This window comes from Enteroscipio rubneri, from assembly GCF_002899715.1.
GTDB classification, from domain to species: domain Bacteria; phylum Actinomycetota; class Coriobacteriia; order Coriobacteriales; family Eggerthellaceae; genus Enteroscipio; species Enteroscipio rubneri.
Map to the genome: position 1 here is coordinate 32031 of NZ_PPEK01000008.1, position 26211 is coordinate 58241.

17 protein-coding genes and 2 pseudogenes are annotated in these 26211 nt (G+C 62.1%); 4 read left to right on the plus strand and 15 right to left on the minus strand.

Features of this window, described 5'->3' with window-relative positions; genetic code table 11:
• Nucleotides 1-83: 83 nt before the first annotated feature.
• The 7 genes from C2L71_RS07555 to C2L71_RS07585 form a co-directional block, all read right to left on the minus strand.
• Complete coding sequence (locus C2L71_RS07555) at nucleotides 84-3050, minus strand: AMP-binding protein (protein ID WP_103265170.1); 2967 nt, start codon at nucleotides 3048-3050, stop codon at nucleotides 84-86.
• Between the two features lie 76 nt (nucleotides 3051-3126).
• Entirely contained in the window at nucleotides 3127-3966 is an 840-nt protein-coding gene (gene menB / locus C2L71_RS07560) for a 1,4-dihydroxy-2-naphthoyl-CoA synthase (RefSeq protein WP_103265171.1), read from the minus strand.
• 170 nt (nucleotides 3967-4136) lie between these two features.
• Nucleotides 4137-5009 carry an alpha/beta fold hydrolase gene (locus C2L71_RS07565; protein WP_103265172.1) on the minus strand — a complete coding sequence of 291 codons (873 nt, stop codon included), beginning with the start codon at nucleotides 5007-5009 and terminating at the stop codon, nucleotides 4137-4139.
• A gap of 113 nt (nucleotides 5010-5122) precedes the next feature.
• Nucleotides 5123-6952, minus strand: coding sequence for a 2-succinyl-5-enolpyruvyl-6-hydroxy-3-cyclohexene-1-carboxylic-acid synthase (gene menD, locus C2L71_RS07570; protein WP_103265173.1), 1830 nt, complete (start codon nucleotides 6950-6952; stop codon nucleotides 5123-5125).
• Nucleotides 6949-8364 (minus strand): isochorismate synthase, encoded by a 1416-nt coding sequence (locus C2L71_RS07575; protein WP_103265174.1) that lies wholly within the window; start codon nucleotides 8362-8364, stop codon nucleotides 6949-6951. The genes menD and C2L71_RS07575 overlap by 4 nt, the downstream gene beginning before the upstream one ends.
• 231 nt (nucleotides 8365-8595) lie before the next feature.
• On the minus strand, nucleotides 8596-8946 hold the full coding sequence (gene nrdD, locus C2L71_RS07580; RefSeq protein WP_103265175.1) for an anaerobic ribonucleoside-triphosphate reductase: 351 nt from the start codon (nucleotides 8944-8946) through the stop codon (nucleotides 8596-8598).
• 298 nt (nucleotides 8947-9244) lie between these two features.
• Entirely contained in the window at nucleotides 9245-10756 is a 1512-nt protein-coding gene (locus C2L71_RS07585) for a helix-turn-helix transcriptional regulator (RefSeq protein WP_239926488.1), read from the minus strand.
• A gap of 280 nt (nucleotides 10757-11036) precedes the next feature.
• Here C2L71_RS07585 and C2L71_RS07590 point away from each other — a divergent pair, with 280 nt between their 5' ends.
• A complete protein-coding gene (locus C2L71_RS07590; RefSeq protein WP_103265177.1) occupies nucleotides 11037-12761 on the plus strand; it encodes an FAD-binding protein in 1725 nt (574 codons plus the stop codon).
• Nucleotides 12762-13037: 276 nt separating this feature from the next.
• Here the strand turns inward: C2L71_RS07590 and C2L71_RS07595 are convergent, their stop codons facing one another.
• From C2L71_RS07595 to C2L71_RS12425, 3 genes and pseudogenes are all read right to left on the minus strand, one after another.
• Nucleotides 13038-14729 (minus strand): FAD-dependent oxidoreductase, encoded by a 1692-nt coding sequence (locus C2L71_RS07595; RefSeq protein ID WP_103265178.1) that lies wholly within the window; start codon nucleotides 14727-14729, stop codon nucleotides 13038-13040.
• 171 nt (nucleotides 14730-14900) lie between these two features.
• Nucleotides 14901-16229: a LuxR C-terminal-related transcriptional regulator gene (locus tag C2L71_RS07600; RefSeq protein ID WP_170042469.1), complete on the minus strand. Its 1329-nt coding sequence runs from the start codon at nucleotides 16227-16229 to the stop codon at nucleotides 14901-14903.
• Between the two features lie 297 nt (nucleotides 16230-16526).
• Nucleotides 16527-16616 (minus strand): annotated as a pseudogene (locus C2L71_RS12425) (LuxR C-terminal-related transcriptional regulator); the annotation flags it as partial.
• A gap of 143 nt (nucleotides 16617-16759) precedes the next feature.
• Between C2L71_RS12425 and C2L71_RS07610 the strand changes: the two are divergent.
• A complete protein-coding gene (locus C2L71_RS07610; protein ID WP_157938951.1) occupies nucleotides 16760-18178 on the plus strand; it encodes a response regulator transcription factor in 1419 nt (472 codons plus the stop codon).
• A 6-nt stretch (nucleotides 18179-18184) separates the two neighbouring features.
• Here C2L71_RS07610 and C2L71_RS07615 read toward each other — a convergent pair whose 3' ends face one another.
• A complete protein-coding gene (locus C2L71_RS07615; protein ID WP_103265181.1) occupies nucleotides 18185-19855 on the minus strand; it encodes an FAD-dependent oxidoreductase in 1671 nt (556 codons plus the stop codon).
• 203 nt (nucleotides 19856-20058) lie between these two features.
• Complete coding sequence (locus tag C2L71_RS07620; RefSeq protein ID WP_103265229.1) at nucleotides 20059-20268, minus strand: helix-turn-helix domain-containing protein; 210 nt, start codon at nucleotides 20266-20268, stop codon at nucleotides 20059-20061.
• 81 nt (nucleotides 20269-20349) lie between these two features.
• On the opposite strand from C2L71_RS07620, the gene C2L71_RS07625 reads away from it, so the two are divergent.
• Nucleotides 20350-20571, plus strand: a complete 222-nt coding sequence (locus C2L71_RS07625; protein ID WP_103265182.1) for a helix-turn-helix domain-containing protein — start codon at nucleotides 20350-20352, stop codon at nucleotides 20569-20571.
• 26 nt (nucleotides 20572-20597) lie between these two features.
• On the opposite strand, the pseudogene C2L71_RS12490 reads toward C2L71_RS07625, so the two are convergent.
• Together C2L71_RS12490 and C2L71_RS07635 are read right to left on the minus strand one after the other, a co-directional pair.
• A pseudogene (locus C2L71_RS12490) lies at nucleotides 20598-20807 on the minus strand (LuxR C-terminal-related transcriptional regulator); the annotation flags it as partial.
• Between the two features lie 241 nt (nucleotides 20808-21048).
• Nucleotides 21049-22458, minus strand: a complete 1410-nt coding sequence (locus C2L71_RS07635; protein WP_157938952.1) for a helix-turn-helix domain-containing protein — start codon at nucleotides 22456-22458, stop codon at nucleotides 21049-21051.
• 205 nt (nucleotides 22459-22663) lie between these two features.
• Between C2L71_RS07635 and C2L71_RS07640 the strand changes: the two genes are divergently transcribed.
• Complete coding sequence (locus tag C2L71_RS07640; RefSeq protein WP_157938953.1) at nucleotides 22664-24211, plus strand: FAD-dependent oxidoreductase; 1548 nt, start codon at nucleotides 22664-22666, stop codon at nucleotides 24209-24211.
• Between the two features lie 190 nt (nucleotides 24212-24401).
• On the opposite strand, the gene C2L71_RS07645 is transcribed toward C2L71_RS07640, so the two are convergent.
• Complete coding sequence (locus C2L71_RS07645) at nucleotides 24402-26147, minus strand: FAD-dependent oxidoreductase (RefSeq protein WP_103265186.1); 1746 nt, start codon at nucleotides 26145-26147, stop codon at nucleotides 24402-24404.
• Nucleotides 26148-26211 lie beyond the last annotated feature (64 nt).

The following is a 26211-nucleotide window of genomic DNA, read 5'->3' on the forward strand; positions in this document are numbered from 1 at the left end:
ACCGTTCCTCGTTTTCCGTTCAGAGCATCATACTCCACGACCCTCATATCGGGCAGTCCGTTATGCAATATTTTGGATGCCGACTACGAGGCGAAAGACGTTCGTGCGGCGCCGCTCGAGCGGTCGATGACGGTGCGATCAACCAGAACGCTCGACAGCGCCGCCCGATCGAGCGAGCAGCCCAGACCGGAAGGGTCGCCTTCGCGATTGAGAGTTACGAGTCCCCGCTCCACGGTATAGGGCGGCGCGGTTACGTCGGTGGCGAAATAGCGCGACGTGGCGCCGATGTCCCCGGGAGCATTCACACCGGGCAGGGTTTCGAACGCCGCATGCATGCGCTTCGAGACACCGGTATCGTACATGCCGCCCATCCACACATCGATGCCGCGGCTCTGCGCCAGGCGAACGAAATCGATGGAAGGCTGGATGCCTCCGAATTTGCCGATCTTGACCGAATAGCAGCGCAGCTCCGCGTGCGCAAGCGCACGCATCACGTCGCGCGGACGGGCGACGGATTCGTCGATGCACAGCGGCGTGCGCATACTGCGCTGCAGCCGCGCCAGTCGGGCGAACAGGTCCGTCGGAGCGCCGGCGGGAATGCGCCGCGGATCGAGCGGCTCCTCGATCCAGGCAGCGCCGCAGGCGTCGAGCGCGCGCAGCTCGTCGGTATCGCGCTCCGTGAAACTCTGGTTCGCATCGAGCGTGATCAGAGCGTTCGGAGCGGCAGCTTGAGCGGCGCGCACGCATGCAACGGCAGTTCCGGGCTTGATCTTCAGTTTGACGCGCGCATAGCCCGCTTCCGCGCAGCGGCGTACAGCAGCGGCCGTTTCGCTCGGGGATCCCGCGCCCACCACGGCGCCGGCCGGCACCGAGATGCTCGCATCGAGCGCGGACGAAGGCGAGACCGAGGAAGCAAGCACATCCGCCACCGAAGCTGCGCGCGCGGCGGAAACCGATGTCGGCGACCCCGGAGACGCAAACGCCTCGCCGACAAGCTGCCACAGCGGCTTGTTCACGATCTTGCCGTACAGGTCCCACAACGCCGGTTCGAGGGCGCCGCACGCCATGGGATGCCTGGCGGCCTCGGCGCAGGCGGTGAACAGCGAGCTTGCCTCACCGGGATGCAGAAGCGCCTCGTTCAGCACGAGAGGCGCCAGCACGTCCTTCAACACGCACAGATCCTGATCGAGCGTCTCAGGAAGGTACCAATCGGTGGAGAAGGCCACGCACTCGCCCAGGCCCGTCCTGCCCGCATGGTCGGTCACCTCCACGATGATCGACTCTCGCTGCGACAAGGTGCCTTTCGCCGTCTCGAACGGGGTGATGAACGGCACGCTGATGCGGTGGAGGGCGACCCGGGTCACTTCGATGCGCTCCTCGTAGAGGCGCTCGAGCACGGCGCGATCGATTTTTCCGATGCCGCTGCGCGGGAACGCATCAAGCACGTGCACGTGCTTAGGCTGGTAGATTTTCGAAAGCTGGGACGCGACGCTCTCCCTTGCGAACACGGCGAACTCATGGTCCCCCGAGCGCGCAGGCGCTTCCCGCAGGCGGCCCGAGACATCGGAAGCCGTCGGGGGCGCAGCGGCCGGCTCGGGGGCACGCTCGATGAACGCAATGGGCCGGCGTCCCCAGAGGGCATCGCGGGCGCCAAACACGTAAGCGTCCGACACGCCAGGTACGCGCAGCAGCTTTTCGCGGATCTCGGCCGGGTAGACGTTCTCTCCGCCGGAGACGAACATATCGTCGGTGCGTTCTTTTACGTAGAGCAGCCCATCGATGAGCGCGGCGGTGTCGCCCGTGAGGAAGTATCCGTCCACCGTGAGCGCGGCGCGCGCGTTCAGGTAGCCGCGGAACAGGCCCGGACCTCGCACCGCCAAACGGCCGAAGCCATCCTCGCCCGGATCGACAATGCGCGCATGGTATCCGGGAAGCAGCCGCAGACCGCCTGCATACGATGGCGTGAGCAGGGAGTTCGCTATCTGGCTCGACGTTTCGGTCATGCCATAGCTCACGAATACGCGCAGCCGGAGAGCGCGGGCGCGCTCGATGGTGCTGGGATTCGTCGCGCCGCCGCCCAGCAAGATGCAGCCGTAGCGACGCAGCGCCTCGCCGCGCCCCGTGGCTATCATATCCTGCAGCATCTTGTCGACCACCGACACATGCGTCGCGCCCTTGCGCGCCCCATCGGATACAAGGCGGTCTGCATCAAAACGCCGGTAAAGGATGAAGGGGCAGCAGTTCAGAAAGCTGCGCACGATCACTTGGAATCCGCCAACATGGTACAGGGGCAACGCGGCCTGCCACAGTCCCTCGCCCTGCCGGTTGAGCACCGCATTCGACACCTCTGCAGAACGGCAGAGGTTCTCCCAGTTCAGCGTCACGGCTTTCGCACGGCCCGACGTACCCGACGTGAACATGACCACCGCGCGGGCCTCGCGGTCGAACACGTGCGCCGCATGCTCGGCGAAGTGGATGACCCCTTCGATCGCATCCTGGCGCGCCACCTCGTTGCGACGTCGGAGAGCGGCCCGACTTGACGAGGCGCGGCCTAATCCGCGCGCCGATCGAGGTTCCGCCTCCGCCATGCTCGCACGCGAGGAGAACGTGGTGCGGGAGACGCGCGTTTGCATAAGGTTGCCTCCGCGCACCACCAGCTCGCCAGAGAGCAGTGCCATCGCTTTGCTCACGTAGCGCTCGACGTTCGCCTCGTTGATGCGCACGGCGATACCTGCGCCGGTGGCGCGCTCGACGTCCATGAGACGGGACGCCTTCTCGCTCTCGGTCAGGCGATTGTTGAGCACGACAAGCGTGAAACCGCCATAGGCGGCAGCCAGCATGAGCTGCACATAGGCGGGGCAATTCGGCAAATCGACCGCGACGTAGTCGCCTGGCCGCACGCCTCGATCCCTCAGATAGCGCGCGAGCGCCGCGGACAGCAGGCGCGTCTCCCGATAGGAGTACGCCGTCTCTTCGCCAGCCTCATCGACATAGGTGAAGCATGTGCGCTGGGGGCACCGTCGCACCATGCTTTCGAACATGCCGATCATCGCTGCTCGCGTCCAGCCTCTCTGCGTCCGTCATCGTCAACAGTCATTCGAGCGCCTCATTCGCCCATAAGCCGCATCAGGGAAACTTCGGGAACTGGTCGAAGTCGGGCGCGCGCTTCTCCTTGAACGCGTCGCGTCCCTCCTTCGCCTCGTCGGTGGTGTAGTAGAGCAGCGTCGCGTCGCCTGCGAGCTGCTGGATGCCGGCCAGGCCGTCGGTTGCCGCGTTGAACGACGCCTTCATGAAGCGCAGCGCCGTGGGGCTCAGGCGCAGCATGTCGCGCGCCCAGCTGACGCATTCGGCCTCCAGCTGGTCGAACGGCACCACCTTGTTCACCAAACCCATCTCCAGCGCCTCCGCGGCCGTGTACTGGCGGCAGAGGTACCAGATCTCGCGAGCCTTCTTCTGGCCGACGATGGCGGCCAGATACCCCGCGCCATAGCCCGCATCGAAGCTGCCCACTTTGGGGCCGGTCTGGCCGAACTTGGCCGTGTCGGCGGCCAGGGACAAGTCGCATAGGATGTGCAGCACGTGGCCGCCGCCGATGGCGTAGCCGTTCACCATGGCGATGACGGGCTTGGGCACCACACGGATGAGGCGCTGGAGGTCCAGCACGTTGAGGCGCGGGATGTTGTCCTCGCCCACGTAGCCGCCGTTGCCGCGGATCTTCTGGTCGCCGCCCGAGCAGAACGCCTGGTCCTCGGGGCGCCCATCGTGGTTGGCGCCGGTGAGGATGATCACGCCGATCTCCGCGTCGTCGCGTGCGACGGTGAACGCGTCGTAGAGCTCGTTCACCGTGAGCGGAGTGAAGGCGTTGCGGCGCTCGGGCCGGTTGATGGTGATCTTGGCGATGCCATCGCAGGTTTCGTAGATGATCTCGCGATACGCCTTGCCCGCCTGCCATGCGATGTCGCTCACTGCACGTCCTTTCGATACGCGCGAACCAAGACCTTGGAGGATCCGATCGCGCGCTGCATTGAGAGGGGTTTTGATACGATCATCTCTATAGTACACCAACTCAACATATTGTAGGCTTTACCGAAGAATATCCCCACATAGAGCAACCGCTTCAACCAACCGCTCAATCGCTATACCCGCAGAGAGGCGACGAAGTCCCCCGGAGCTTCGAGATGAACATTGTGACCAGCGCCTTCGATGATGCGGGTCTCGCAGACCCCGTTCGACGCCAGGCCTTCGGCGAGGATGCAGTACTTCGCATCGCGCGCGCCGGCCAGGTAGAGCACGGGCGCTCCGCTTTCGCACATCGACGCCAGCGCGGCGAGCGCCTCGGGCCGGGACGGCATGGCATGTTGGCCTGCGCCCTCGAACGTGCGGGCCAGAGCCTCGGCGTCGTTGGCCAGACGGCCGGCGCGCACGCGCTCGCGGACGGCAGCGGGCAGATCGCTCTGGGTGGCGAACAGGGGGAGGCGTTCCCATGCGTCCATGAAGGCGGTCAGGCCTTCGGTGCGCAGCCGCATGGCTTGGGCGGCGTCGCGTTCGCGGGCAGCGGCGCGTTCACGCGCATTCGCCGGGCCCAGGCCGGCGCTTTCAAGGACGAGGGCAGCGAAGGCCTGCGGGTCCCGAACAGCGGCCGCAAGAGCGACGCGACCGCCAAGGGAGTACCCGATTACGGCAGGCTTGCGGCTTTCTCGGCCGCCCTCGCCATCCGAGACGGCGCTGATGAATGCGAGCAGGGCTTCGGCCTGCGCATGGAGCGCGTAGACTTGCGGACTATCGGGGCGGTCGCTGCGCCCGTGGCCGACGAGGTCGAGCGCGTAGACGGCGCGATCACGAGCGAGCCGCCCCGCAACCTCGTCCCACGACGCGACGCTCTGCGCGAATCCGTGCACGAGCACGAGCGGGGCGCCATAGGCGGAGGAACCGCTGTTTGCGGACCGATCACCCCAGCAGCGTACTCCGTACCGCACACCCGCATGCTCGAAACGAGGTTCCGTCGTCATCCGTCATCCTTTCTCAAGCGCTGCCGTGCGCGTGCGCACGAAGCGCCACGTCCCACACGCCAGGCTGCGCGAAAGCCCCAACGCCGCCGTTCGCGCGTGCGCACAAAGCGCCCCTACCAGTACGGGCGGTAGCGCTCCTTGAGTCCTTCCAGAGGCACGCGAACCTCAATGAGCGAGATGCCGGGCGTGCCCAATGCGGTGCGGTACGCCTCGTCGAACGCCGCCGCCGTGCCGGCCCGTTCGTACGGCACGGCGAAGGCGCGCGCCGCCGCCTCGAAATCCACGTCCTGCGGTGTGAGGAACAGGCGCTCGAAGTAAGCGTCGTCGGATTTCTGCGGCAGCATGTCGAAGATGGCGCCGCCGTTGTTGTTGAGCAGAACGATCGCGATGCACGGCGCCGCATCGGATATGCCGTCGCGTGCAGCGCTCGCTTCCCGTTGCACGCGCAGCTCGCGTTGGAGCGCGAGCGCATTCAGGTCGTGCAGGAGCGTCAGATCGCCGGTGATGAACGTGGTCTGGGCGAACCATTGCGCCGCCCCGATGGCTGCGGACACCGTGCCGTCGATGCCGTTGAGACCGCGATTACACAGCACGGTCAGGCGTTTCGCGCTCTTGAGGTAGAACGTGTCCAGCGCGCGAACGCTCATGGAATTGGCGGCGAACAGGCATGACCCTTCGGGCGCACGTTCCACGACGCGTCGAACGAACGCCCCTTCGAAGCCGGCCTCCCGATCGTCCACCGCCGCGATGCGCGCGCGGGCGGCGTCGTTTGCATCGATCCACGCGCGGGCGAAGGCGCGCTGGGCATCATCGGGTTCGTACTCGATGGTCTGCAGGTCGTACGCCATCCCAAGCGATCCCGCAAACTCCGACGGCCTGCATTGCACGAACAGGTCGGTTGCCGCATTGCAGTCGCGCGTCTCCAGCGGATCGACGACGATCTGCATCGGGTGCGCAGCGGCAATCAGCTGCGTCGCTTTCTTCGACACGGGGAAGCGCCCGAAGCGGACGACCGCCTCCGGCGCAAGACCCTCGGGCGCCAAGCCGCCCGCGCCGAGCACGGAATCGTAGTTGTCGATGACCAAGTCCTCGTCGAACGAGCGCAAGCCGGACAAGGGATCCGCCAGGAGGGGAAGGCTAAACGACCGCGCCCAGCCGAGCACCTTGCCTGCCTCGAGCTCATTCTCGCAGGTTCCCTCGCCCGCATACACGAGCGCGCGGCGCCCCGCGAGCATTGCTGCAAGGCTCTGAGCATCCTGCATGCCAATCGACCTGCGCGGACTCACGATGGGCGCCCCTTCGAGCGCGCTCCGCCCGCTTTCGAACAGCCCCTCGACGCCAAGATCGGGCTTGAGTGGCTCGTCGAACGGAAAATTCACGTGCACGGGTCCGCCCAGGCACGCCCCCGCGATGCGCGCAGGCCCCGCAGCGGGAGCATTCCCGCCTGCGGCGATGCACGCCTCGCGGGCCGCCTGGCGGGCGAAGGCGAGCGACGACGCGCTTTCGGTCGGCAGCGGCATCTGGCGAAACGCACGCACGTGATCGCCGAACGCCTTGAGCTGGTCGCACGTTTGCGGAGCCCCAAGGCCCTGCAGGCGCGGCGGCCGATCGCCCGTGAGCATCACGAGCGGCACACGCGACGACTCCGCCTCGAGCACAGCCGGATAGTAGTTCCCCACCGCCGTGCCCGAGGTGCAGATGACCGCCGTGGGTCGGCCGCTCGCCTTGGCCAGTCCGAGCGCGAAGAAGGCCGCACCGCGCTCGTCCACGTCCACGAACAGCCGCAGCCTATGGGGATGCCGTCGCGCCAGCTCGTAAGCGCACATGGCGAGCGGGGTCGAGCGCGAACCGGGGCTCGCCACCACATCCCGCACGCCCCAACGCGCGAGCTCGTCCAGAAATGCACCCACGAACAACGCCGTTACAGCCGGGTCTGCGCTCATCGGATGGTTCCTTTTTCAACGCGCTGGTTGTTCGTAGAGCCAGCGAGGGTTTCCGCAGTGCCCGAGATGCAATCGATGGCGGAGGCGTAGCGTGCTTCGCTCCGTGAGCCTTCGTCAGCGGCCGCAGATCGAGTACTGCGGGAAGCCGCAGTGTCGGCTCCATCCTCTCCGCTGAAAGCGGAGAGGATGGTCATGAGCTTCATATCGATTTCGTCGTATTCGGCATCGGCATCGCTGCCGGCCACCACGCCGCAGCCGGCGTACAGCCAGCCGATCTCGCCGTCGAACACGCCGGTGCGCAGCGCGACCGAGAACTCGCCATCCCCATCGCCGTCCACGTAGCCGCACGCCCCGGCGAAGAACCCGCGGTTGTACGGCTCGATGCGCCGCAACAGCATCTTCGCCTCGCCCACCGGCGTGCCGGCTACGGCCGGCGTTGGATGCAAATCCTCCATCATCGACCACAGATCGACGCCCTCCAGCAGGCGCGCCCGCGCAGGCGTGCACAGGTGCTGCACGTGCGTGAGCGGAAGTATTCCCGGCTCGGAAGGCACGTCCACATCGTGGCATGTGCGGTTGAATACTTCGCGGATGAAGCGCACCACGTAATCGTGCTCGGAGCGGTTCTTGGAATCGGCCATGAGCTCGGCTGCCAGCCGCATGCGGTCCTCTTCGGAGCTGCCGGCCGGACACGTGCCGGCCAGGCACATGCTCTCCAGGTTGGATCCGCGCTTGCGCACCAAAAGCTCGGGCGTGCACCCGCAGAAGAACACGTCGGCGTAGCGGTAGAGCAGCACCGTGCCGCGGGCGGACCCGTCGATGAGGTTCACCAGCAGGTCCTTCGACGAGAAGGGGTGTTCGGCGACGAGTTTGAGGCGCCTCGACGGCACCACCTTCTCCACGCGTCCCTCGGCGATGGCGTGCAGGCCGGCGTCCAGAACTTGCCGCCACGCCGCACGCGAATCGGGTTCGATGCGATAGGGTATCGTCTCGCGCCGGCGCGCGGGCGCAGCCAGCGCCTGGCGAGCGAACCGCTCGATACGCCCCGGATACACCGGCCCAAGCGAGTTCACCTGCAGCAGCGTGCCCCGCTCGTTCTCGATGAGCACGATCTCCGGCAACATGAACTTGAGGCGCGGAAACGCCTCGAACAGCTCGTCGGGAGGCGCTGGGTTCTCCGCATCGAAACGGTTGAACGAAAAGAACACGGGCGGCTGTGCCGTCGGCCCTTCGAGTTCGCTCTCGGCATCGTCGAGCGTCGGCAACGCAATGCAGCGTCCCAACCCCATGTAGCGGCATGCCCGCTGCTTGTCGTAGTACACGAACTGGTCCGTGAAGCCCTTCTGCAGCAGGCAGAATGCGTCTACTATGTCGGCCTCGATCGGACGTGTGTGCGAGAATATCCTGGTCATAGGCTCTCCTGCCGCACCAGCTCAACGCAGAGCTTCAATTTTGGCAGTACGGCCTTAACCTTGTCCATGGGCATCCTCCGATCGCATACGCCTGGTGCGCACCGGGCATCGGGCGCGCCTGACAGTATACCCGTGTACGGCCGTGAGCTCGACCAGCCTCGGAGGGACGGAGCACGAAAGCGGGCGATCGTACGTTCCGGACCCTTTCCGGCACTCGCGTGCCTCCCCGCGCTACGCCACGCCGTGCTTGACTCGATCGGCTTCCTCGGAGGTCTTCGCGTCGTTCCAACGATCCATGGTGCCCACCAGATAGCCCGTAATGCGCCGGATGCGATCGAACGGCGCTGCCGCAAGCTCGTAGCGGATGCCCACGTCCTCGCCATCGACTTCGAGGGCGAGTCCCGTGACGGAACTGTTCGGATGGTGGGAGTTGCCGCGATCAAGATAGGCGCGGATTTCAGCGTCGCTCACCGGGGCATCGTCGGGATTGACGTATGCGATATCGACCGCAACGCCGTCGGTCGTTCGCTGCTCGCGTCGCTCTGCCGCGCATTCGACCTTCGATTCTCGTATCGCTTTCATGCTGGTCCTTCCGCTCGTCTTTGCGTTCGATTAAATGATATCTTAATACTATCATATAGCCGTACTCGCGAGACGCGGTGCTCGGCAACGGTTTCGTACGCCGGCAAACGCACGAGCGCAGGCTCAAGCGCAGCAAACTCGGCGTGCGGCTTGCAACCGCGCACGCGCAATCGGGGCTCTGCGCAAATAATCGCTGCCCGAACCAAAGCCGCACGAATGCGACGCTACCACGGCTCGGCGAGAGGGTCATACGACGGCCGGAAGCCTCTTCGAGCGTCTGAGAAGGCGCACCGCAGCCTCACGCTTCGACAAGCTCCACGAGGTCGATGAGCTCCTGGCGGGAGTGCACCCCCGTTTTCGCGAAGATGCTCTTGATATGGCTGCGAACCGTGTTTTTGGATATCACGAGCTCCTCGGCAATGTAGGGCACGTCGCGCCCGCGCGCCAGAAGATCGAGCACGTCGGCCTCTCGGCGCGACAGCCGGTAGCGGTTCACCACGACCACGCATCCCGCCGATACCGCATCCTTCCCTTCGGCGCCTCCCGAGGACAGAGCGGGTTCTGCCAGGATCGCCGGACCGGCCGCGCGCCGGAGGCGCTTTCCATGCGGTGCCACCATGGCGATTGAAAGCAGGTACACCGCCACCAGCGCCACGACCGACAGCTCGGCCAGACCGACGCCGCGCCCCGCTCCCACGAACAGACCCACAACCGAGCCCACCAGCTGACTCGCGTACACGACGCCGGCAAACAGGCCGTAGACGAGCACCGGCGGAAGCGTTTGATTACGCGCAGTGCGGGCGCAGGACACGACCATAAGCGAGGACGTGACCGAGAACACCAGAAACACGAACGACAGCACTATCTGGCGAAACGCACCCTCGAGCAGCGGCAGCAACAAGAACGCCGTTGCGGTGAGAGGAAACAGGATCTGGTACAGCCGCATCAGCGTGACGCGCTCGTACAGAAGCTTCCACGATGCCAACAACACGATGGAGGCGACGAGCAGCCCTATCATATTGCTCGCATTCGTCTGGCCGATCGACCCGCCACCCGACGCCGACCCGATGCGCACGATACCCACGATGAACGCAGAAAACGCAACACATAACAGCGGCCGCCAAAGCTCTGCCACAGCCTCGCGGCACCGATCGCGCCTCTGGGAGGGAACAATTTCGAACATCGGGTGGGTTTTCGGCGCGCGGCGCCTCGCCACCGCGACGAGCACGGTGGCTGCGGGAGCGAGTGCGAACAGAGAGGCTCCGGGGACGATGCTCTCGGGCAGCAGTTCGACGGCGAAAAACAGAAGTGCGGATACGCCGGCGGCAAGGAACACGACGATGCCTGCGGCGAATACCTTCTGTGCGGCTACGATCTCTTGCAATGTGCAGAACATGAGACCGCTTCCCCAGCCGAAGCAGAAACCTACAGCGACGAGTGACCATCCCGAGGACAACATATTCGTCTGCCCCAAGACGACCAACACGGCCCCCGTCAAGAAAAGCCCCAGTGCGAAAAACGGAGAACGCCAGGCGCGCGCCTTCGGTCGGCGGTAGGCCGCCACCCCAGCTACCGCAAGCGAGGCGGGAAATGCGGCCGTACGCGCGAAGTACTCCGCTATGAGCGCGCCCGGGCTTTCGATCCCCGTGAGAAAACGCAGATACCCGCCCCAGAGCATCACCGAGGTGCATGCCAGGAAAAACCCGTATGCAAGTGCGGCCAGCATCTGCTCGCGCTTCACGTTGTCGCCCGAAAAACGCGGTTTCGGCTTCGATTCCGTGTTTTTCGGGCGACGAGCTTTGAACCCCACCGGTCCGCACCTCCCTCTCCCTCGCACGGATAGCGCCGACATTCGAGCGCATCGACGCCCGCGCGGCGCATGTCCATTGTACCGCACGCTCCGAACGGCCCGACGCAAGGAAGGGCGCCGCGCGGCTTCTGGGCGAAAAACCACCCAGGCTGGGTGAGCCATTGTTTTGCCTGATCGGATACGCTTCGGACAACTCGGAACCCGCTCGCTGCCGCACGGCCCGTTCGCGCAGTAGCTCGTTCCCGGGAGCGTTCGTCACACACAAGGAAGGGAGATTGTCATGGAGGGTACTCTGAACCGACGCAGCTTCGTCAAAGGCGCCGCCCTGGGCGCCGCGGGTCTGGTGGCGGGAGGGGCGCTGGCGGCATGCTCGCCCCAGGCAGACGCGCCGAAGAGCGAATCCGACGCCGCACAGGCGACGGCCACGAACAGCGCCGAGCAGCAGTGGAGCTTCGAGATTGCGCCCGAGCCTATCGCCGACGCCGACATCAAGGAGACGGTGGAGTCCGACGTCGTGGTAGTGGGCGGCGGCATGTCCGGTATGGTAACTGCGGCCTCATGCGCCGAGAACGGCCTCAAGGTGACGCTCATCAGCGCGTCCACCGCACCGGTCAGCCGCGGCGGATCCAACAACGGCGTGTACTCCACGGTCATGGAGCAGATGGGCATCCCGCGCATGGATCCCACCTGGTTCTACCGCATGCAGTATGCGGCCAACGGCGGCAACTTCAGGCCGGGGCTATGGTATAAGTTCTACAACAATTCAGAAGAAGCCATCAACTGGATCATTGACATCGCAGCCAAGGCGAACATCAAAACGACGATCGAATCCGGTCCAGCGTACAAGGAAGGCGACCCCATGTACACGCCCACGGCGGCCCACGCCTTCTACGTGGACGACGAGGAGCTGCATGGCGCTATCGGCAACGGCGAGGGATACATCGCCGCGGAGATGGGACGCTACATCACCGAGGACTTGGGCGTGGACGTCCGCTGGAACGTGAAGGGCGAGCAGCTGGTGCGCGGCGGCGTGGCGAACGGCACGAGCGGGCGCGTGGACGCCATCATCGCTTCCAACGCCGACGGCGCGTACACCAAGTACGTGGGTACCAAGGCTGTGGTCATGGCGACCGGCGACTTCTCCCACGATAGGAACATGATGGAGAAGTACTGCCCACAGGCCGTGGAGCTGTGCGATTTCACAACCGACATCAACTACGACCAGGGCATCTGGATGGGCGGCCTCATGCCCGGCGACGGTCACAAAATGGAACTGTGGGTGGGCGGCGCATGGCAGAAGGAGCCCAACAACATCATGCTCGGCCGTCCCAACCTGCCCGGCGACCAGCCCTACACGAGCCACACCGGCCTCATGGTGGACAAGAACGGCCAGCGCTTCATGAATGAGGACGTGCTGGGCGGCCTTGCATGCGCCACGATCATGCACCTGCCCGAAAAGACCGCCTACTGCATCTGGGGCCAGAACCGAGCCGAAGCGGGCGGTCCCTGGGGCGCCATCAACTATGCGCACGGCGAATACTTTACAACCGAAGAGGTTATCGAGCGCTGGGACACCGACGCCGACGGATTCGGCATCGTCAAGGCCGACACGCGCGAAGAGGTTATCTCGAAGCTGGGGCTGCCCGCCGAGACCATCGATACCGTCAACCGTTACAACGAGATGTGCGCGAGCGGTGTGGACACCGATTTCTACAAGACCGCCGACAAGCTCATCCCCATCGGCGAAGGCGACGGCCCTTTCTATGGCGCATCGTTCACACCCGGCTTCCTAACCTCCCTCGGCGGCCTGCGCACCGACGTCAACCTGCGTGTGCTCGACGAGAACGACGAGCCCATCGAAGGTCTGTTCAACGCGGGCTGCATGATTGGCAACTTCTACTCAGCCACCTACACGTTCGCCATGGAGGGCATGAACTACGGCGCCACCTGCATCACCCTGCCCTACGTGCTGGGCAAAGATCTGGCCGCGGGCAAACTCGGGTAAGCGCTACGACCTTGACCAAAGCACAGTGAGGCGAAACGGCGGATGCGCGAAAGCGTCGCCCCGTACCCCCTCTCCCCGAACCTTGCGAGAGGGCGCTCAGGCTTTCGAACATATCCGACGCAGCCCTGTATCCCCTCCTAGGCAGGGCTGCGCCACTCACCTGCTGCTCGCAGAAAAGCCCGGCCCTGCAGGGAAACAGGACCGGGCGATCGAATCGCGCCGCAGCGAACAAGGGAGGGAAGGCTTGCCGCGGCGCAGCGGGAATGGCGTTCGAGGCTATGAGGCAATCAGCTCGGTGAGCACGGAGTCCTTTGCCAACGCCTCGCCCACCAGCTGGCCAAACGTGACACAGCGGCCATGGCTGATGCCGGGGCAGTGCACCGGATAGTCCTTGCCAAAGAAATCGCCCTGCACGTTGCCGAGGGCGAACAGGCCCTTGATAGGAGCATCTTCCTCGGTGCACACCTGCGAGTCCTCGTTCACATGAAGACCGAACGGGATGGTCAGCGTCGAGCACACGAGCGGCGTCGCGTAGAACGGAGCCGTCTTCACCTCGGACAGGAACTGCGCCGGGACGCCGAACCGAGTGTCCTCGCCCTTCTGGTACATGGCGTTGTAGCCCTCGACGGATTCTTTCAGCTTGTCGGCAGGCACGCCGATCTGCTCGGCCAGCTCTTCGAGCGTGTCGGCCTTGTACAGCTCGCCGCTTTCGATGCGCTTCTCCATCTCCTCCTCGATGCCGTCAAGCCACGTCTCGTACTTCGTGGGCCACTGCTGCTGCACGTACTTCGGATAGTCGGCATCGAAGACGGACCACGCCATATCGCCCGGCGTGTTCATGCGGGCGTTCGTCAGGTACGGCTCGAACGGGATCTCGGCGCCGTAGCGCTCGCCGTTCTTGTTGACTGCAAGCCAGCTCATGATGAAGACCGTAAGATTGAAGGTGTATGAGCTGGGTGTGAACTGGTGCACCATGGGCGCTGCCGGGCTCTTCGATATAGCCGCACCGGCCCAGCTGCCCATGAGGATGCCGTCGCCGGTGTTGGCGCCTTGCGGCGTGTAGATGAACGCGTCGGAGCGGTTGCAGATGGGAGCCCAGGCGTCGACCATCTCCTGGTTTCCGCTGATGTCGCCCGTTGCCAGGATAACGCCCTTGGATGCGTTGAACTGCACGTACTTGCCGTCCTCGCCGGTGGCGATAACGCCTGTGATGCCGCCCTCGGCATTGCCAACCAGCTGCTCGGCATGCGTGTTGAAGAAGTATTCGGCTCCGCTGTCGGTGGCGGACTTGTTGAGCGCCTCGCCCAAGGTCCAGTTGACTTCCTTACCATCGGGGCGCACGGTGCCCACTTCGTCACCCTTCACGAACGAGACGGCATCGGGATAGATGCGCCAGCGCTCAGGGAGCGTCTCCCAACCGTACTTGGCCGTGCCGGACAGGGCGGACACCATCGAGATGCCCTGCTTGCCCACCATCTCCTCGATGTAGTTGAACACGGGACCGGTCTGCTCGGCCCAGGTGCGCAGCAGATTGTAGTTGACCGTCTGGTTGGACCACTGATACAGCAACATGCACGCCGTATCGATGTCGATGTTCACGCCGTTCTCAAGCTTCCAGTTGCTGCCGATAGCGGCCACGTCCACGCCGCGAATCTGAATGCTTTCGGTGCGCTCAAGCAAAGCGACCTTTGCGCCGTTGCGCGCCGCCGCCTCGGCGGCCGAGTTGCCCGCGAGGCCGCCTCCGACGATGACAATGTCGTAGTCCTTCGTCTCAGCGATATCGGTAATAGGCTCGGGCGCGACTTCCCACGTGTGCTTGCCGATGCCGTTCGACGAACCCGCAGCCGACGTCGAACCGGAGCCTCCCTCGGAAGCGGCGGGGGCGCATCCTCCCAGCGCGGCAGCCGCAGCGGCACCGGCGCCGGCAACGATCGAGCCTTTCAGAAACGTCCTACGTGAAATACCCATGTCTCATCCCTTCCCGTAACCTTCGCACGCCCCTTGCGTGCAAAGCGCTTCTTCAAGCGCCCTTGCAGTCTAGGGATGAAAGGAAGCGGGCGAAACGCACGAATCCTGCCATTTTCCGAAAGATCGCAGGGTTCGTGCGACAAGGGCGACTCGGTCGCATGAATCGTGCGACTATGCGTTTAGCACCAGGTCGATCAGCTCCTGTCTGCTGTGCACCCCCATTTTCTGGTAGATGCGGCGAACGTGGGTGTTCACCGTGTTCTCGGATATACCCAGGCTCTCGGCAATCCATGGCTGCGTGCGGCCTACCGCCAACAACCGAATGATCTCCTGCTCGCGCTGCGTGAAACCCCACTCCTGGCAGCGCTCCTGCAGCACGTCGTCGGGCCGATCCTCGACGTTGGGAGAAACCTCCGCAACCGGGCGCACGAGCACCTGAGGTGCGAACAGCTCCCACACCTCCTTGCTGGTAAGCAGCAGCACGATGGCGACCGTCATCAAGTACCCGACGAACATAGCCTCCTCGTAACCATGAGCGTTCGTGGGCATCGCGAAGGACAGGACGATGGCGATCGCAGCTCCCGCCGCATAGCACGCGCCCACCGCCAGCCGCATGACGGCGATAGTCTTTACCGGCTCGCTCGAGCGCGTATGGGCGACCTGCGAGAAAATGACCCAACTGAGCACGTCGAATACCGTATATCCTCCGATAATGACAGCTCCCGACGCTTCAAACGACTGACCGTCGTACAAAAACGGCATGAGCGAGAAACCGGCGACCATAGCCAGCAGCCCCAACCGATACATCCAGCTCGCACGCTTCGGCGCAACGAGCACGACCAAGAACGCGACCACCGCCACCATACCTCTGACAACCTGGATCAGAACGCCGCCGCCTATAGCCGACTCAACCGCTTGCGGGGCGAACGACGCAAGATGCTGGACGTATCCGAAGCCGATCATGATGAGCATCACGGCGCCAAGGGCTGGCAGCGACACGCCGAAGCTGGAGCGCAGGCGCTCGGCCAGGTTCTGCTCGGACGATGTAGTCAATTCGTTGCGGAAGCCATAGGTGCTGAGTTTCGGATCCACTCGAGCGAGCATGAGCAGCGAAGCCGCCGGAAGCAGCGCGAAGAAGCAGGCGGAAGCCACCGGGATCATGAGAAGCAAAGGGACGTCGACCACGAACGCGAACGCGAAGCCTCCCGCGACGTAGACCATGGCGCTGCGAGCCCCGTCACTGCTGTAAACCGCACCCCACGCCAAGCCGGCGAATCCCATGAAGATGGCGCAGAGCACGGCACCCGCGAACAGCAGCGTCCAGCTATCAGCGAACCCCGCGCATACGAGCACCAGTGAACCGACGGCGCCTGCGACCGCAACCGCCGCCATGATCTTCTTTCTCGCCAACAGCCGGCGCATCGCGTCGCTGCGACGCATTGTGACCACGTACAGCGGTACGCCGAATGCGAATATGCAGATCGCGGCGATCTCCGACATGAACCCTTGTTGGCCAGACGGACTGAAGAATACGCTCATGAATAGAGCGTCGAACCACGCCCACAGGAAACCGGAACCGATAATAGCTTTTACATCGAACCGCGCGAAACCTTTGCGAACAGCGAACGGCATGCGATCCTCCCCCTCCTGGGCGCATTATAGTGGAAGACCGTGAACCGTGCGCAGCGGAAAGCGAGGACGACGGCGCTGCCAGCTTCACTCGTCGTGCTTCGTACGGGCGCCGTCAGGGCGCTCTTCGATTCGCTCGCTCTTTTGAACAACCAGCGCGATAAGCTCCTAGCGCGTACGGACGCCTGTTTTCTGATAAATATGTCTGATATGGGTTTTCACCGTGCTGTACGAAATGAATGCATCCGCCGCTATCGTCTTAGCGGTTTTTCAGCAAGATGGGTGAGGATACCCTCCGCGCACCGGTCGGCTCCCGTTCTCGAAGCGCGATGACGGCTCCTACCCTTCGCGGTCGGGTATACTTGACACCGGCTCATAGACGTTCTGCGAAAGAAACGCACATGGAAAACCGCAAACTCATCGTGCTCGTCGGCTTGGGATACGGAACGTTCCTTGCCGTTAACATCGCTTTCATGTGGGGAGGACTGTCCTTCGCGATGGAAGCCGACGAGTCCGTGCGCAACCTCTCCCAGCTTTTCCGAATCGGCGCCACGGTCGCCATAGCACTCGCGCCTCTGACGGTTCTTGCAATTGCTGTGCTTACCGACTTCCGACGCTCCAGTCGATCACTCCGCGTTGTCTTCACCGCTCTCTTGGCTCTTTCGATGGCAATGTTTTTGGCCGCATCGTTGTGGTGCCCTTCGGCATCCGTCGTTTTCCTGATTGTCGGCGCGGTGTTCGGCATTACGAACGGCATGTACTTTCTACTCTGGGGAGAGGTGCTCTCTCGTTTGGAACCCCGGGCATCCTTCGCAGCCATGCTCATCATGGGAGGGGTGTCGAGTTTGTCCAGCATAGCCCTCTTCCAGATCGAGGGTTTCTTTACTCCCAGGATAGCGGCGTTCGCCTTGCTCGTACCCGCCTTCCTGCTCTTCGAACACTGCGCCAACGCCACCGAGGCGCTTTCTGAAAAGTCGACCGTGCACGCTCCGCGGTTAGGAAAATCCCCTGCGCGTTCGACGCTGCGCCCGGTCTTGGTACCGGTGCTCAGCGTGGCCGCCTTGGCCTTTGAGTTCAACGCTATCCGCGAAGTGGCCGCCAGCAACTTCAACGGCACGCTCATCAACACGCTGTCGACGGCGGGAGTGCTGCTGGCCGCCGCGATACTCGGCGTTGCGTCGTTCGTCAAGAAGCGGCCGCCCGACATCGACAGCATATATCCCTGGGTAGCGCTCGGCTTGGCAACGCTACTCATTCCCACGCTCTTTCTCGAATCGTTCTACTGGCCCGTTCTCACGGCGCTCGTCAGCATCGCGTACACGTTCATGGAGGTTCTGCTTCGCACCATTCTGGCAAAGATCGCGTACACTAGGCGCGACAACCCGTTCATCGTGTTCGGCTTCGGTGAAGGTATGGTATTTTCAGCTATCGGGCTGGGAACGCTCGTCGGATCGCTCGTGTACTTGAGCGGCCTGTCCAAAGACGTGCTGGTCGCCATCGTGCTCATGGTCTGCATCTACCTGCTCGTCTTTCCTTTTGTCCTCGGCAAACTGGAGACGAAGAAGCGCCTATCCGACTTCGAAGGGGCGGCGCGCGGCAATTTGGAAACGCGTTGCGCCGCCCTGGCTGACACGAACGGCATCAGCCCGAGCGAGTTGAAGGTGATGGTCCTGCTCGCCCAGAAGCTGAGCTACGCCGCAATCGCACAGAAGCTTATGCTGAGCGAGAACACTGTGCGCAGCCACTGCAAATCGATCTACCGGAAGCTCGCCATCCACAGCAAGCAAGAGCTCTACGACCTTGCAATGCGGAAGCCCTGATAGCTGTTATTGCACAAGCGAGCCCTTCGCCACAGCTGCGCCCAGCAATGCGCCGAGCGTGATGCAGCGCCCATGGCTCAGCCCGGGAGCGCAGATGGGATAGTCGTTGGCGAAGAAGTTGCCCTGCACGTTACCGCAGGCGAACAGACCCTCGATCGGGCGCTCTTCAGAGTCGAGCACGCGCAGCTGATCGTCCACATTCAACCCTCCGGGAATGACCAGCAGTTTGGCCGGCACCTGCGAAGCGTAGAACGGAGCTTTCGCAATAGGCTTCAAGCAGGCCGGATCTTTGCCGAAGTCTTCGTCGACGCCGAGGTCGACGAGCTCGTTGTAGCGAGCGACCGTCGCCACAAGCGCATCGGCAGGAACATCGATCGTTGTCGCGAGCTCTTCGAGGGTCTGGCCCTCGAACGTGGCGCCTTCATCGATACCCATCTGCACGATTTCAGGCAGGGGCGGCACGGCATCGGGTGTCATGCTGCCGTCCATGAAATACTTCGTCAGCGAGCCGGCAGTGTTGAAGTTGTACGTGCTCAGAGCAGACATGGAAGCCATCTGGCTCTCGTAGTCCGCGTCGAAGATGGTCCAGACAGTGCGTTTCGCGCTGCTCATCACCGCATCGGTAATGCCGGGCAGCGTTGTGTTCTCGTCGGCGAACCGCTTTCCGTTGGCATTTACCCGCAAGAAGGACGCAGTACACAGCGCACCGCCGCCTTGGATGGGATGAACCATGGGGCCATGATTGCCCGGCTGCATGGAAGCGCCCGCCCAGAGGGCCATGTTGATGCCGTCGCCCGTGTTGGCCTCGGGAGGAATGTAGGCGGTACCGTGCACGCGACCAACCAGCGGACACCACTCCGCCACCATGTCCTCATTTCCGCCATAGTCGCCCGTCGCTAGGATCACGCCTTTGGAAGCAGTGTACTTCACATACGAGGAACCCTGCGAAGCCACCACGCCAATAATATTGCCGCTCCCGTCTTTCAGCAGCTGTTCGGCCCTTGTTTTGTAGTACGACGCGCCACCGTTGGCAAGCGCGCGCTCCTGCATCCAGCCGACAAGGGCCTCCATGCACTCATGCACCCCGTATCCCGCCAGGTTATGATCGGTCGGATACGTGCGCGTGGTGAAATCGGGGGCATTCGCTGTTGCAGACGAGCCCATGCCCAGCACGAATTCGGCATCGTGATCGGCTGCAAGGTCGATTATGCGATCGAACACCTCGCCGGACTTGTCGGCCCACAGTTTGATGAGGCTGCCGTTCGCTTTGTAGCCCGATGCCTTCACCAAATCGCTGACCAGCTGGCCTTTGTCGATCGAAACGCCCGCGGCCTTTTGCACCCGCGTGTTCACGGCGGCCATATCGAGTCCACGTGCGCTCGGCTGCGACATCTTTTCGATGATGACCGCCTTCGCTCCCGCTTCGCACGCGTGCATGAACGCCGTCATACCGGCCACGCCGGCTCCGATGATGACCACGTCCGCCTCAACAGTTTCGGAGATGTCGTTTTCAGGAATAGGGTCGGGTACGGTTTCCCATGAACGGGCCTTCGTCGTCCCTGCCGTTGGCGAATCGTCCGCACCGCCTTGCGGCGCACATGCAGCCAGCGAACCCGCTCCCGCCAAGGCTCCCATGGTGACAGCACCTTTCAAAAAGTCGCGTCTGTTGATGCTCATGTTGTCCTCCTCCGTATTGGTCAATCAGACGAGATGCATTCTGCCCGGGAGGAGGCCGACGGCAACCACATTTCTAGGGTGAAACCATGGTTCACCCTAGAAATGTGATCGGAGATATAGAAAAGAGAGGGTCGATAGTCCAAGAGACCGCAAAGCTCATCTTATTCGACGAATTCGAAGCGGACAATCTGTCGAAACTTGAGTTAAAGGCCTTCAGTAAGTTGCCCGACCGTGAGGTCGAAACCATTTGCAATACGCTCAATTGTTTTAATGCCGACGTTAATCTCGCCGTTCTCTATCGCAGCAAGATAGCTCCTATCAATGCCGGACGCTTCTGCAAAAGCACGCTGTGTCATACCGCGCTCATCGCGCAGCTCTTTTATCCTCAAACCCAGCGTCGTCTTGATATCCATACCGAAGACGGTAAGGAAAGCTGCTAAACTAGGGTGTAGCAAATCAACAACAAATTGCTTTCTGATGCCAAGGAGTTCAACATGCCGGTAGTCTGGCGCCTCGATCGCATCATGGCCAAATACGAGATCAGTCTTAAGCAGCTAGCTGACCGAGTAGGCATTACTCAAGTTAATCTGTCTCGCATTAAAACTGGAAAATCAACAGCGGCACGTTTCTCGACGCTCGGCGCTTTATGCGAGGCGCTCGATTGCCAACCAGGGGATCTGCTTGAGTACATTCCCGATGCGTCTTTTAATAAATAGGAAGCATGACTTGACTTGATCGATGATCACGATCTCTTGCCCGCATGCGCGTGCGGCCGCGCAACTGCCGCCACAAAAACGAACTGCGAAAGCGACGGTGACCCGTCGTGTTCCTCGAAATATGCCGAGAGCTCGTCTTTGTTGTGGATGCCCAATTTCTGATAGATATGAGAGATACGCGTGTTAACGGTGCCGAGGGAAAGGTACAGCTCCGCTTTGATTTGGGATCGCGATCGACCTAAAGCGAAAGCACGAGCACCTCCTCTTCCCGATCGGGCAAGCTACGCCGCGATTATATTACCGACGAGGTATACGATAAAAAGACTGGCCACGATATCGGTTCCCCAAAGGTGGTATGTACAAGGGAGTCACGATCAAGCGGTACAACGAGCTAGCTGCAGCCGGCTACGATGAGGACTTCCATAAGTCGCCAACTGGTTACGAATCCCCCCCCCCCGCAACCGGTCGCCGCATGCGTCAGCCCAAAAGGCCTTGATGGGCGGAGTTTTCAAAATCTTCCACCATATCGGCAAGTTCCTGCCGCGAATGAATATCCACCTTACGATAGATGCGCTTGATGTGCGTTTTCACAGTGTTGGCCGAAATGCACAGCTCTTCGGAGATTGAGGGAGCGTCCCTGCCGAGCAACACCATGCGCAGCACTTCTTCTTCACGGCTTGTAAGCCCGTACTCTTCGGAGACGAGAGCCGCAAAATAGTCCCGACTTAAAAGCGTTGAAGGTGCTCCTCCTCCGTCATCGCCTTCCTGTCCGCTTCCCAAAACGATGTCGGAGTCGTATGCGCTGCCATCATGCAAGCGAGCGGCTACCAGCAGAACCGCGAACACTGCGAATACCAGAACGTACATCCCCACGCCCGTATAGTCGCGCGGCAGCAATCCCACGACATATCCGAGCGTCGGAAAGATGTTCACCACGCCTGCCGCGGCAGCGTACAGCCCCGAAGCCGAGAACCCCTTGCGCTTCGCAATGGAGGCGCACAGCGGCATGAGCAGTATGAGGCAGAGGTTGAACGCAGCGCTCACGATACCCATGCACAGCACCTGCAAAACGCCGGCCACGAACGCTTGCAGGACTATCAGCAAGCAGGCAATTGGACAGAGCAGGCGAAACACCCATGCAACGCTGAAGGAGCGCACACCCGGCATCGACGCCGCCAACAAAACGACCGAAACGGCAAACGCCTCCCCGATGGCGAAGAACATACTGGCAAGCGCATCCAATCCGGCGACGGTCCATGAGTATTGGTAGGCGAACCCCAACGCCCCCGCGCAGATGATCGGAACGAAAAGGCCTTTGATACCGGAAAGCAAGCGGACGTTATCGCGCTCTTTCTCGCCCGAGCTGTTTTTCGCAGGCATCGCAAGCTTTACAGAAAAACCGGCGGATAAGACAAGGAAAAGGCATTTGGTGACCAGCACCGCCTCCGCCGATTGAAAGGCGCTAATGAAGATAACGGCGAACGATGCCATAAGGCTGCCTGCCAGAATGCAGAACTGAAAGCTGCGCCTGTCGAACAGATAAGCGACTCCTGCCCAGAACGCGAAAAGCACCGCGAACGAGGCGCCCGTCCCAACGTGCAATCCAGTCATAATTCCGAAAGGAATCGTCAGGATACCATGGTTGTGCAGGTAGAATACTCCTTGGCTCACCACGATTGTTCCTGCGGCGATCAATGCCAAACCAAGCGGAACACGCTTGATGCCGCGCGGCAAAAGCGCTGTAGCAACGAGAAAATACGCCATGAAGAACGCCGTGTTCTCCACGATGCGCGAGGATATCGTCTCCGTAGCTAATTGCTGATACCCTTGAGAGACGAACACCTGCGTTGCAGAAGCTACGAATGCGGCATATCCAACGACTGCCACAAATACCCTTTTCCTCGAATCCATGCCAGATCTCCCCGTCTTGCACAATTCCCTGACCCGATTGTAGCGGAGCGGCTTTGTTTCGCAGGCACGATCCGTCACCCACGCCGGGTGATCTTTCGGCACGCACCCGCCAAGCATGGTTACAGGCCGGCAATCGACGAGTACGGTTTGTGTCGTCTGTTATCGAAGGGAAGGGAAACCTATGAAACTCACGCGAAGGAATTTTTTGCAGGGAGCAGCGTGCGGCATTGCCGGAACAACGCTTGCAGGCGTCGTCGGCTGCTCACCCCAGGGCCAAACAGCATCCGACCAAACCGCCGGCGAGGGCGGAGAATCCGCAAGCGCTACGGAAGAAAAGGATGTCGCCCAAACCTACGAATGCGACATATGCGTCGTCGGGGCAGGGTTTTCCGGCATGATAGCAGCGGTACAGGCGCATGAAGACGGAGCGAATGTCATCGTGCTGGAGGCGGCCGATATCACAGGCGGGGCCTCGGCGAACGGCGTAGAGGGGTCGTTCGGGGTGGATTCAAGCCTTTCAAAGGAGCTCGGCATCCAAGTGGATTTGAAGAACATCCTCATGAGCGAGATGGAGCAATCCCAATGGCGCGCAGACGGCCTTGCCTGGCTCGAGATGATGGAAAATTCTGGCCAGAATATCGATTGGCTCATTGAGCAGGGTGTAAAGTTCGACAAAGTGGACGACTACCACGGCAAGGACTATCGAACCTTTCACTGGTATCAAGGCGGCATCACGGAAGGCTATATCAATCCGATGACGGCCAAACTAGAAGAACTTGGCATCCAGGTGGAGTTCTCGACCAAAGCCGAGGAGCTCATCCTCCACGATGGAAATGTATGCGGAGTGTATGCGCAGAATAAGTCCGAGTGGATACAGGTCAATGCGAAAGCCGTCATCTTGGCCACCGGAGGATTCGGCGCGAACTATGAGCTCTGCTCGAACATAGGCTACCCTGCCGATCGGCTCCTATCCGTCGGATCGCCTCATGACGACGGGTCCGGGCATGACATGGCCATCACCGCCGGCGCAAAGGATTTCGCAGATTACGCAGCCGACAACTGCGGCTCCATCATCAAATCGTTCTCCTTCAGTATGACGAATCTCGGTTTCTGCATGGCACCTCAAATTCCATGGATCAATGAAAGCTGTGAGCGATTCTATAAGGAGGACAACTGCACGGTAAACCTCTCGCTGGCGAATCCGCCGAAATGGAACCAGGAACGCTCGTTCATGATCTGGGACGAAGCCATATTTGAAGCGTATGCCGCCACCCAGGAGGACGACATGCGCGCCCTCTTGGAAAGCGCGCTCGCCTCGGGTGAGGGAGACGTATTCAAAGCGGACACCTTCGCCGAGCTCGCCAAGGCCGCCGACTTGGATCCGGACCGGCTTGAGAGCTTTGCGAACGAGTACAACGCCATGTGCGCCACGGGCAAAGACGAGCTCTGGGACAAAGATCCTCGATTTCTCGTCCCTTTGCAGAATCCCCCTTACTACCTGGCTCAACCGATCAACGCCATGTTCACCACTATCGGAGGCGTGGCAACCAATCGCAATGCTCAGGCCATCGATGCCGACCATCATGCAATCGAGGGGTTGTACGTGGTGGGCGTGGAAGGCTGCATGCTCTACCGCAATGTGTATACCATCGGCACGCCTGGCTCGTGCAGCGGCAATTCCATCAATACCGCGAGAACCGCCGCGAAACACGCAGCGGCGAGACTCTAGATGATCGGAAGCAGGTGCGATCCTTCGCGAGAGAGCACGACCGGATGGTACCGGCAAAGCTTTAGAGAATCGGAAGCAGAGTGCGGCCCCTCCCCGAGCGCCACCGCTTCTGCTTTCTCGCCAGTACGCGGGGGCCGCATCTCATCGATGCGGCCCCCGCGCTTTCGCCCTACAGGCTCTTGATTTCGCCTTACAGGCTCTCGCCGAGAATCGTGCGGACGGCATGGCGCGCGTAGGTCATCGTCCTTCCGCTGGCCAGACCCGTGAACAGGTTGGGATACGAGTGCGCGAAGAATCCGCCCGACACGTCGCCCACCAAATGGAGGCCCGTGAACGGCACGCCTTGGGCATCGACCGGGTTCAGATCGGTGTTGACATGGACGCCGTCGAGCGTGCACAAGAGCCTGCTGCACGTGCGCAGCCCGTAGTACGGAGGCTGATCGAGCGCGATCAGGCGATAAGGTTCTTTGTAGAAATCGTCGTCATGGCCCTTGGCGGCAAGCTCGTTGTAGCGCGCAACCGTTTGGGCGAACGTCTCGGGAGGTATGTTGAGTTTTGTCGCCAGTTCTTCGGGTGTGTCGGCGCTCTGCACGAAGCCGGCTTGCTCCCATTCGGCGATAGTGTCCGGCAGCGTTTCGTACTTGCCATCGGACGGAGCTCCATTGGGATACGGGTAGTGGCGCGCGCAGCCGACCGTTTCGAACTGCTTCATGTGCTCAAGGTAGTTGGCGTCCCAAATGGTGCACCAACAATGCTCGGGCTGATAGGCCGCCGCATGGACAATGTAGTCGTAGGGCGCCGATTCGTTGGCGAACCGCTCGCCGTTCAAGTTCACCTTGAGCCACGCCTGCGACCCGAACCGGACCTGCTTTTTAAGTTCGGGCCATCCCAGGCCCTCGGTGCAGGTGAGAGGCGTCTCGTTGGGATACATGCCGGTGCGATCAAACACCATGCACGCATGGGTCTCATCGAATGCGGCTCCCATCCACAAGCAGGCTTTGATCCCATCCCCGGCGGTCAGGCCGGCCGACGTGTAGCCTGCCGGCATGCTGGCAAGCGTCTGCGGCTGGAGAGCCCGCAGCATGTCTATGTTGTGCTGGTATCCGCCGGTTGCCAAAATGATGCCCTTCGTCGCCTTGAAGCGGATCACCTTGCCGTCGGCATCCTGGGCGAGAGCGGCGGTAACCGCGTGATCGTCGTGCTCGAACTTCACGAACGCCGTCTCGAAGCGGAACTCGCCGCCCAGTTCCTCCACGTACTCGGGCCATACCACCTTGCTCGTCCGCTCAGGGTCGTCCCATACGGGGCTGTGCCCGGATTGGAACTTGGGATAAGCGCCGGGATCGTCGAACGTGGCGGAGTAGCCGCCCTCGAACAGCAAGTGCCCGACGTTGCGTCGTTCAAGCAGGTCGGCGTACCAGTCGATCGCTTCGTAGCTTTCGTCCAACCACAGCTTCACCAGACGCTGGTCCATGTCGTTGGCGGCATACATGGTGATGTAGTGCAGGCACGCTGCCGGGTCGGGGCTGTTGTTTTCTGCCCGTTGCAGCTTCGAGCCGATGCCTCCAACATCGTCACGCACCATGCCGGCCGCGCCGGTCTTTTCGATCGTGATGGTTTTCAAGCCCTTTTCCAGGCAGGTCATGGTCGCCACCATGCCGCCTGAGCCCGCGCCAATGATGAGAACATCCGTCTCCACCGTTTCCTCGGGCTCGCCAACATCGGGCTCGGCGCCAAGCCAGTCGGCCGCGGATGCGGCGTTGGCGGACGATCCTGTCTGGGTGACATCGTGCGAGCCGTCATCCGAGGCGCTGCTCGACCCACCGCCCGATGGCGAGCAGCTTCCCAAAACACCGAGGGCTGCAATGCCGGCTGTTCCCGCAACGGCCCCTTGCAAGAAGCTTCGGCGCGTCAGCTCATGTTCCATCTTCCCCATCTTCTCCTCCTTCAACGTTCTTAGAAAGCGCGCGGCCTCATTTCGAACTACGGCCGCTGCGCCT

Coding starts and splice junctions, on each gene's coding strand:
- C2L71_RS07645 (WP_103265186.1), bottom strand. CDS start 26,147: ATGGGGAAGATGGAACATGAGCTGACGCGCCGAAGCTTCTTGCAAGGG.
- C2L71_RS07610 (WP_157938951.1), top strand. CDS start 16,760: ATGGAAAACCGCAAACTCATCGTGCTCGTCGGCTTGGGATACGGAACG.
- C2L71_RS07625 (WP_103265182.1), top strand. CDS start 20,350: ATGCCGGTAGTCTGGCGCCTCGATCGCATCATGGCCAAATACGAGATC.
- C2L71_RS07565 (WP_103265172.1), bottom strand. CDS start 5,009: ATGACGACGGAACCTCGTTTCGAGCATGCGGGTGTGCGGTACGGAGTA.
- C2L71_RS07600 (WP_170042469.1), bottom strand. CDS start 16,229: ATGTCGGAGATCGCCGCGATCTGCATATTCGCATTCGGCGTACCGCTG.
- C2L71_RS07640 (WP_157938953.1), top strand. CDS start 22,664: ATGAAACTCACGCGAAGGAATTTTTTGCAGGGAGCAGCGTGCGGCATT.
- C2L71_RS07620 (WP_103265229.1), bottom strand. CDS start 20,268: ATGGATATCAAGACGACGCTGGGTTTGAGGATAAAAGAGCTGCGCGAT.
- nrdD (WP_103265175.1), bottom strand. CDS start 8,946: ATGAAAGCGATACGAGAATCGAAGGTCGAATGCGCGGCAGAGCGACGC.
- C2L71_RS07555 (WP_103265170.1), bottom strand. CDS start 3,050: ATGATCGGCATGTTCGAAAGCATGGTGCGACGGTGCCCCCAGCGCACA.
- C2L71_RS07595 (WP_103265178.1), bottom strand. CDS start 14,729: ATGGGTATTTCACGTAGGACGTTTCTGAAAGGCTCGATCGTTGCCGGC.
- menD (WP_103265173.1), bottom strand. CDS start 6,952: ATGAGCGCAGACCCGGCTGTAACGGCGTTGTTCGTGGGTGCATTTCTG.
- C2L71_RS07590 (WP_103265177.1), top strand. CDS start 11,037: ATGGAGGGTACTCTGAACCGACGCAGCTTCGTCAAAGGCGCCGCCCTG.
- C2L71_RS07575 (WP_103265174.1), bottom strand. CDS start 8,364: ATGACCAGGATATTCTCGCACACACGTCCGATCGAGGCCGACATAGTA.
- C2L71_RS07615 (WP_103265181.1), bottom strand. CDS start 19,855: ATGAGCATCAACAGACGCGACTTTTTGAAAGGTGCTGTCACCATGGGA.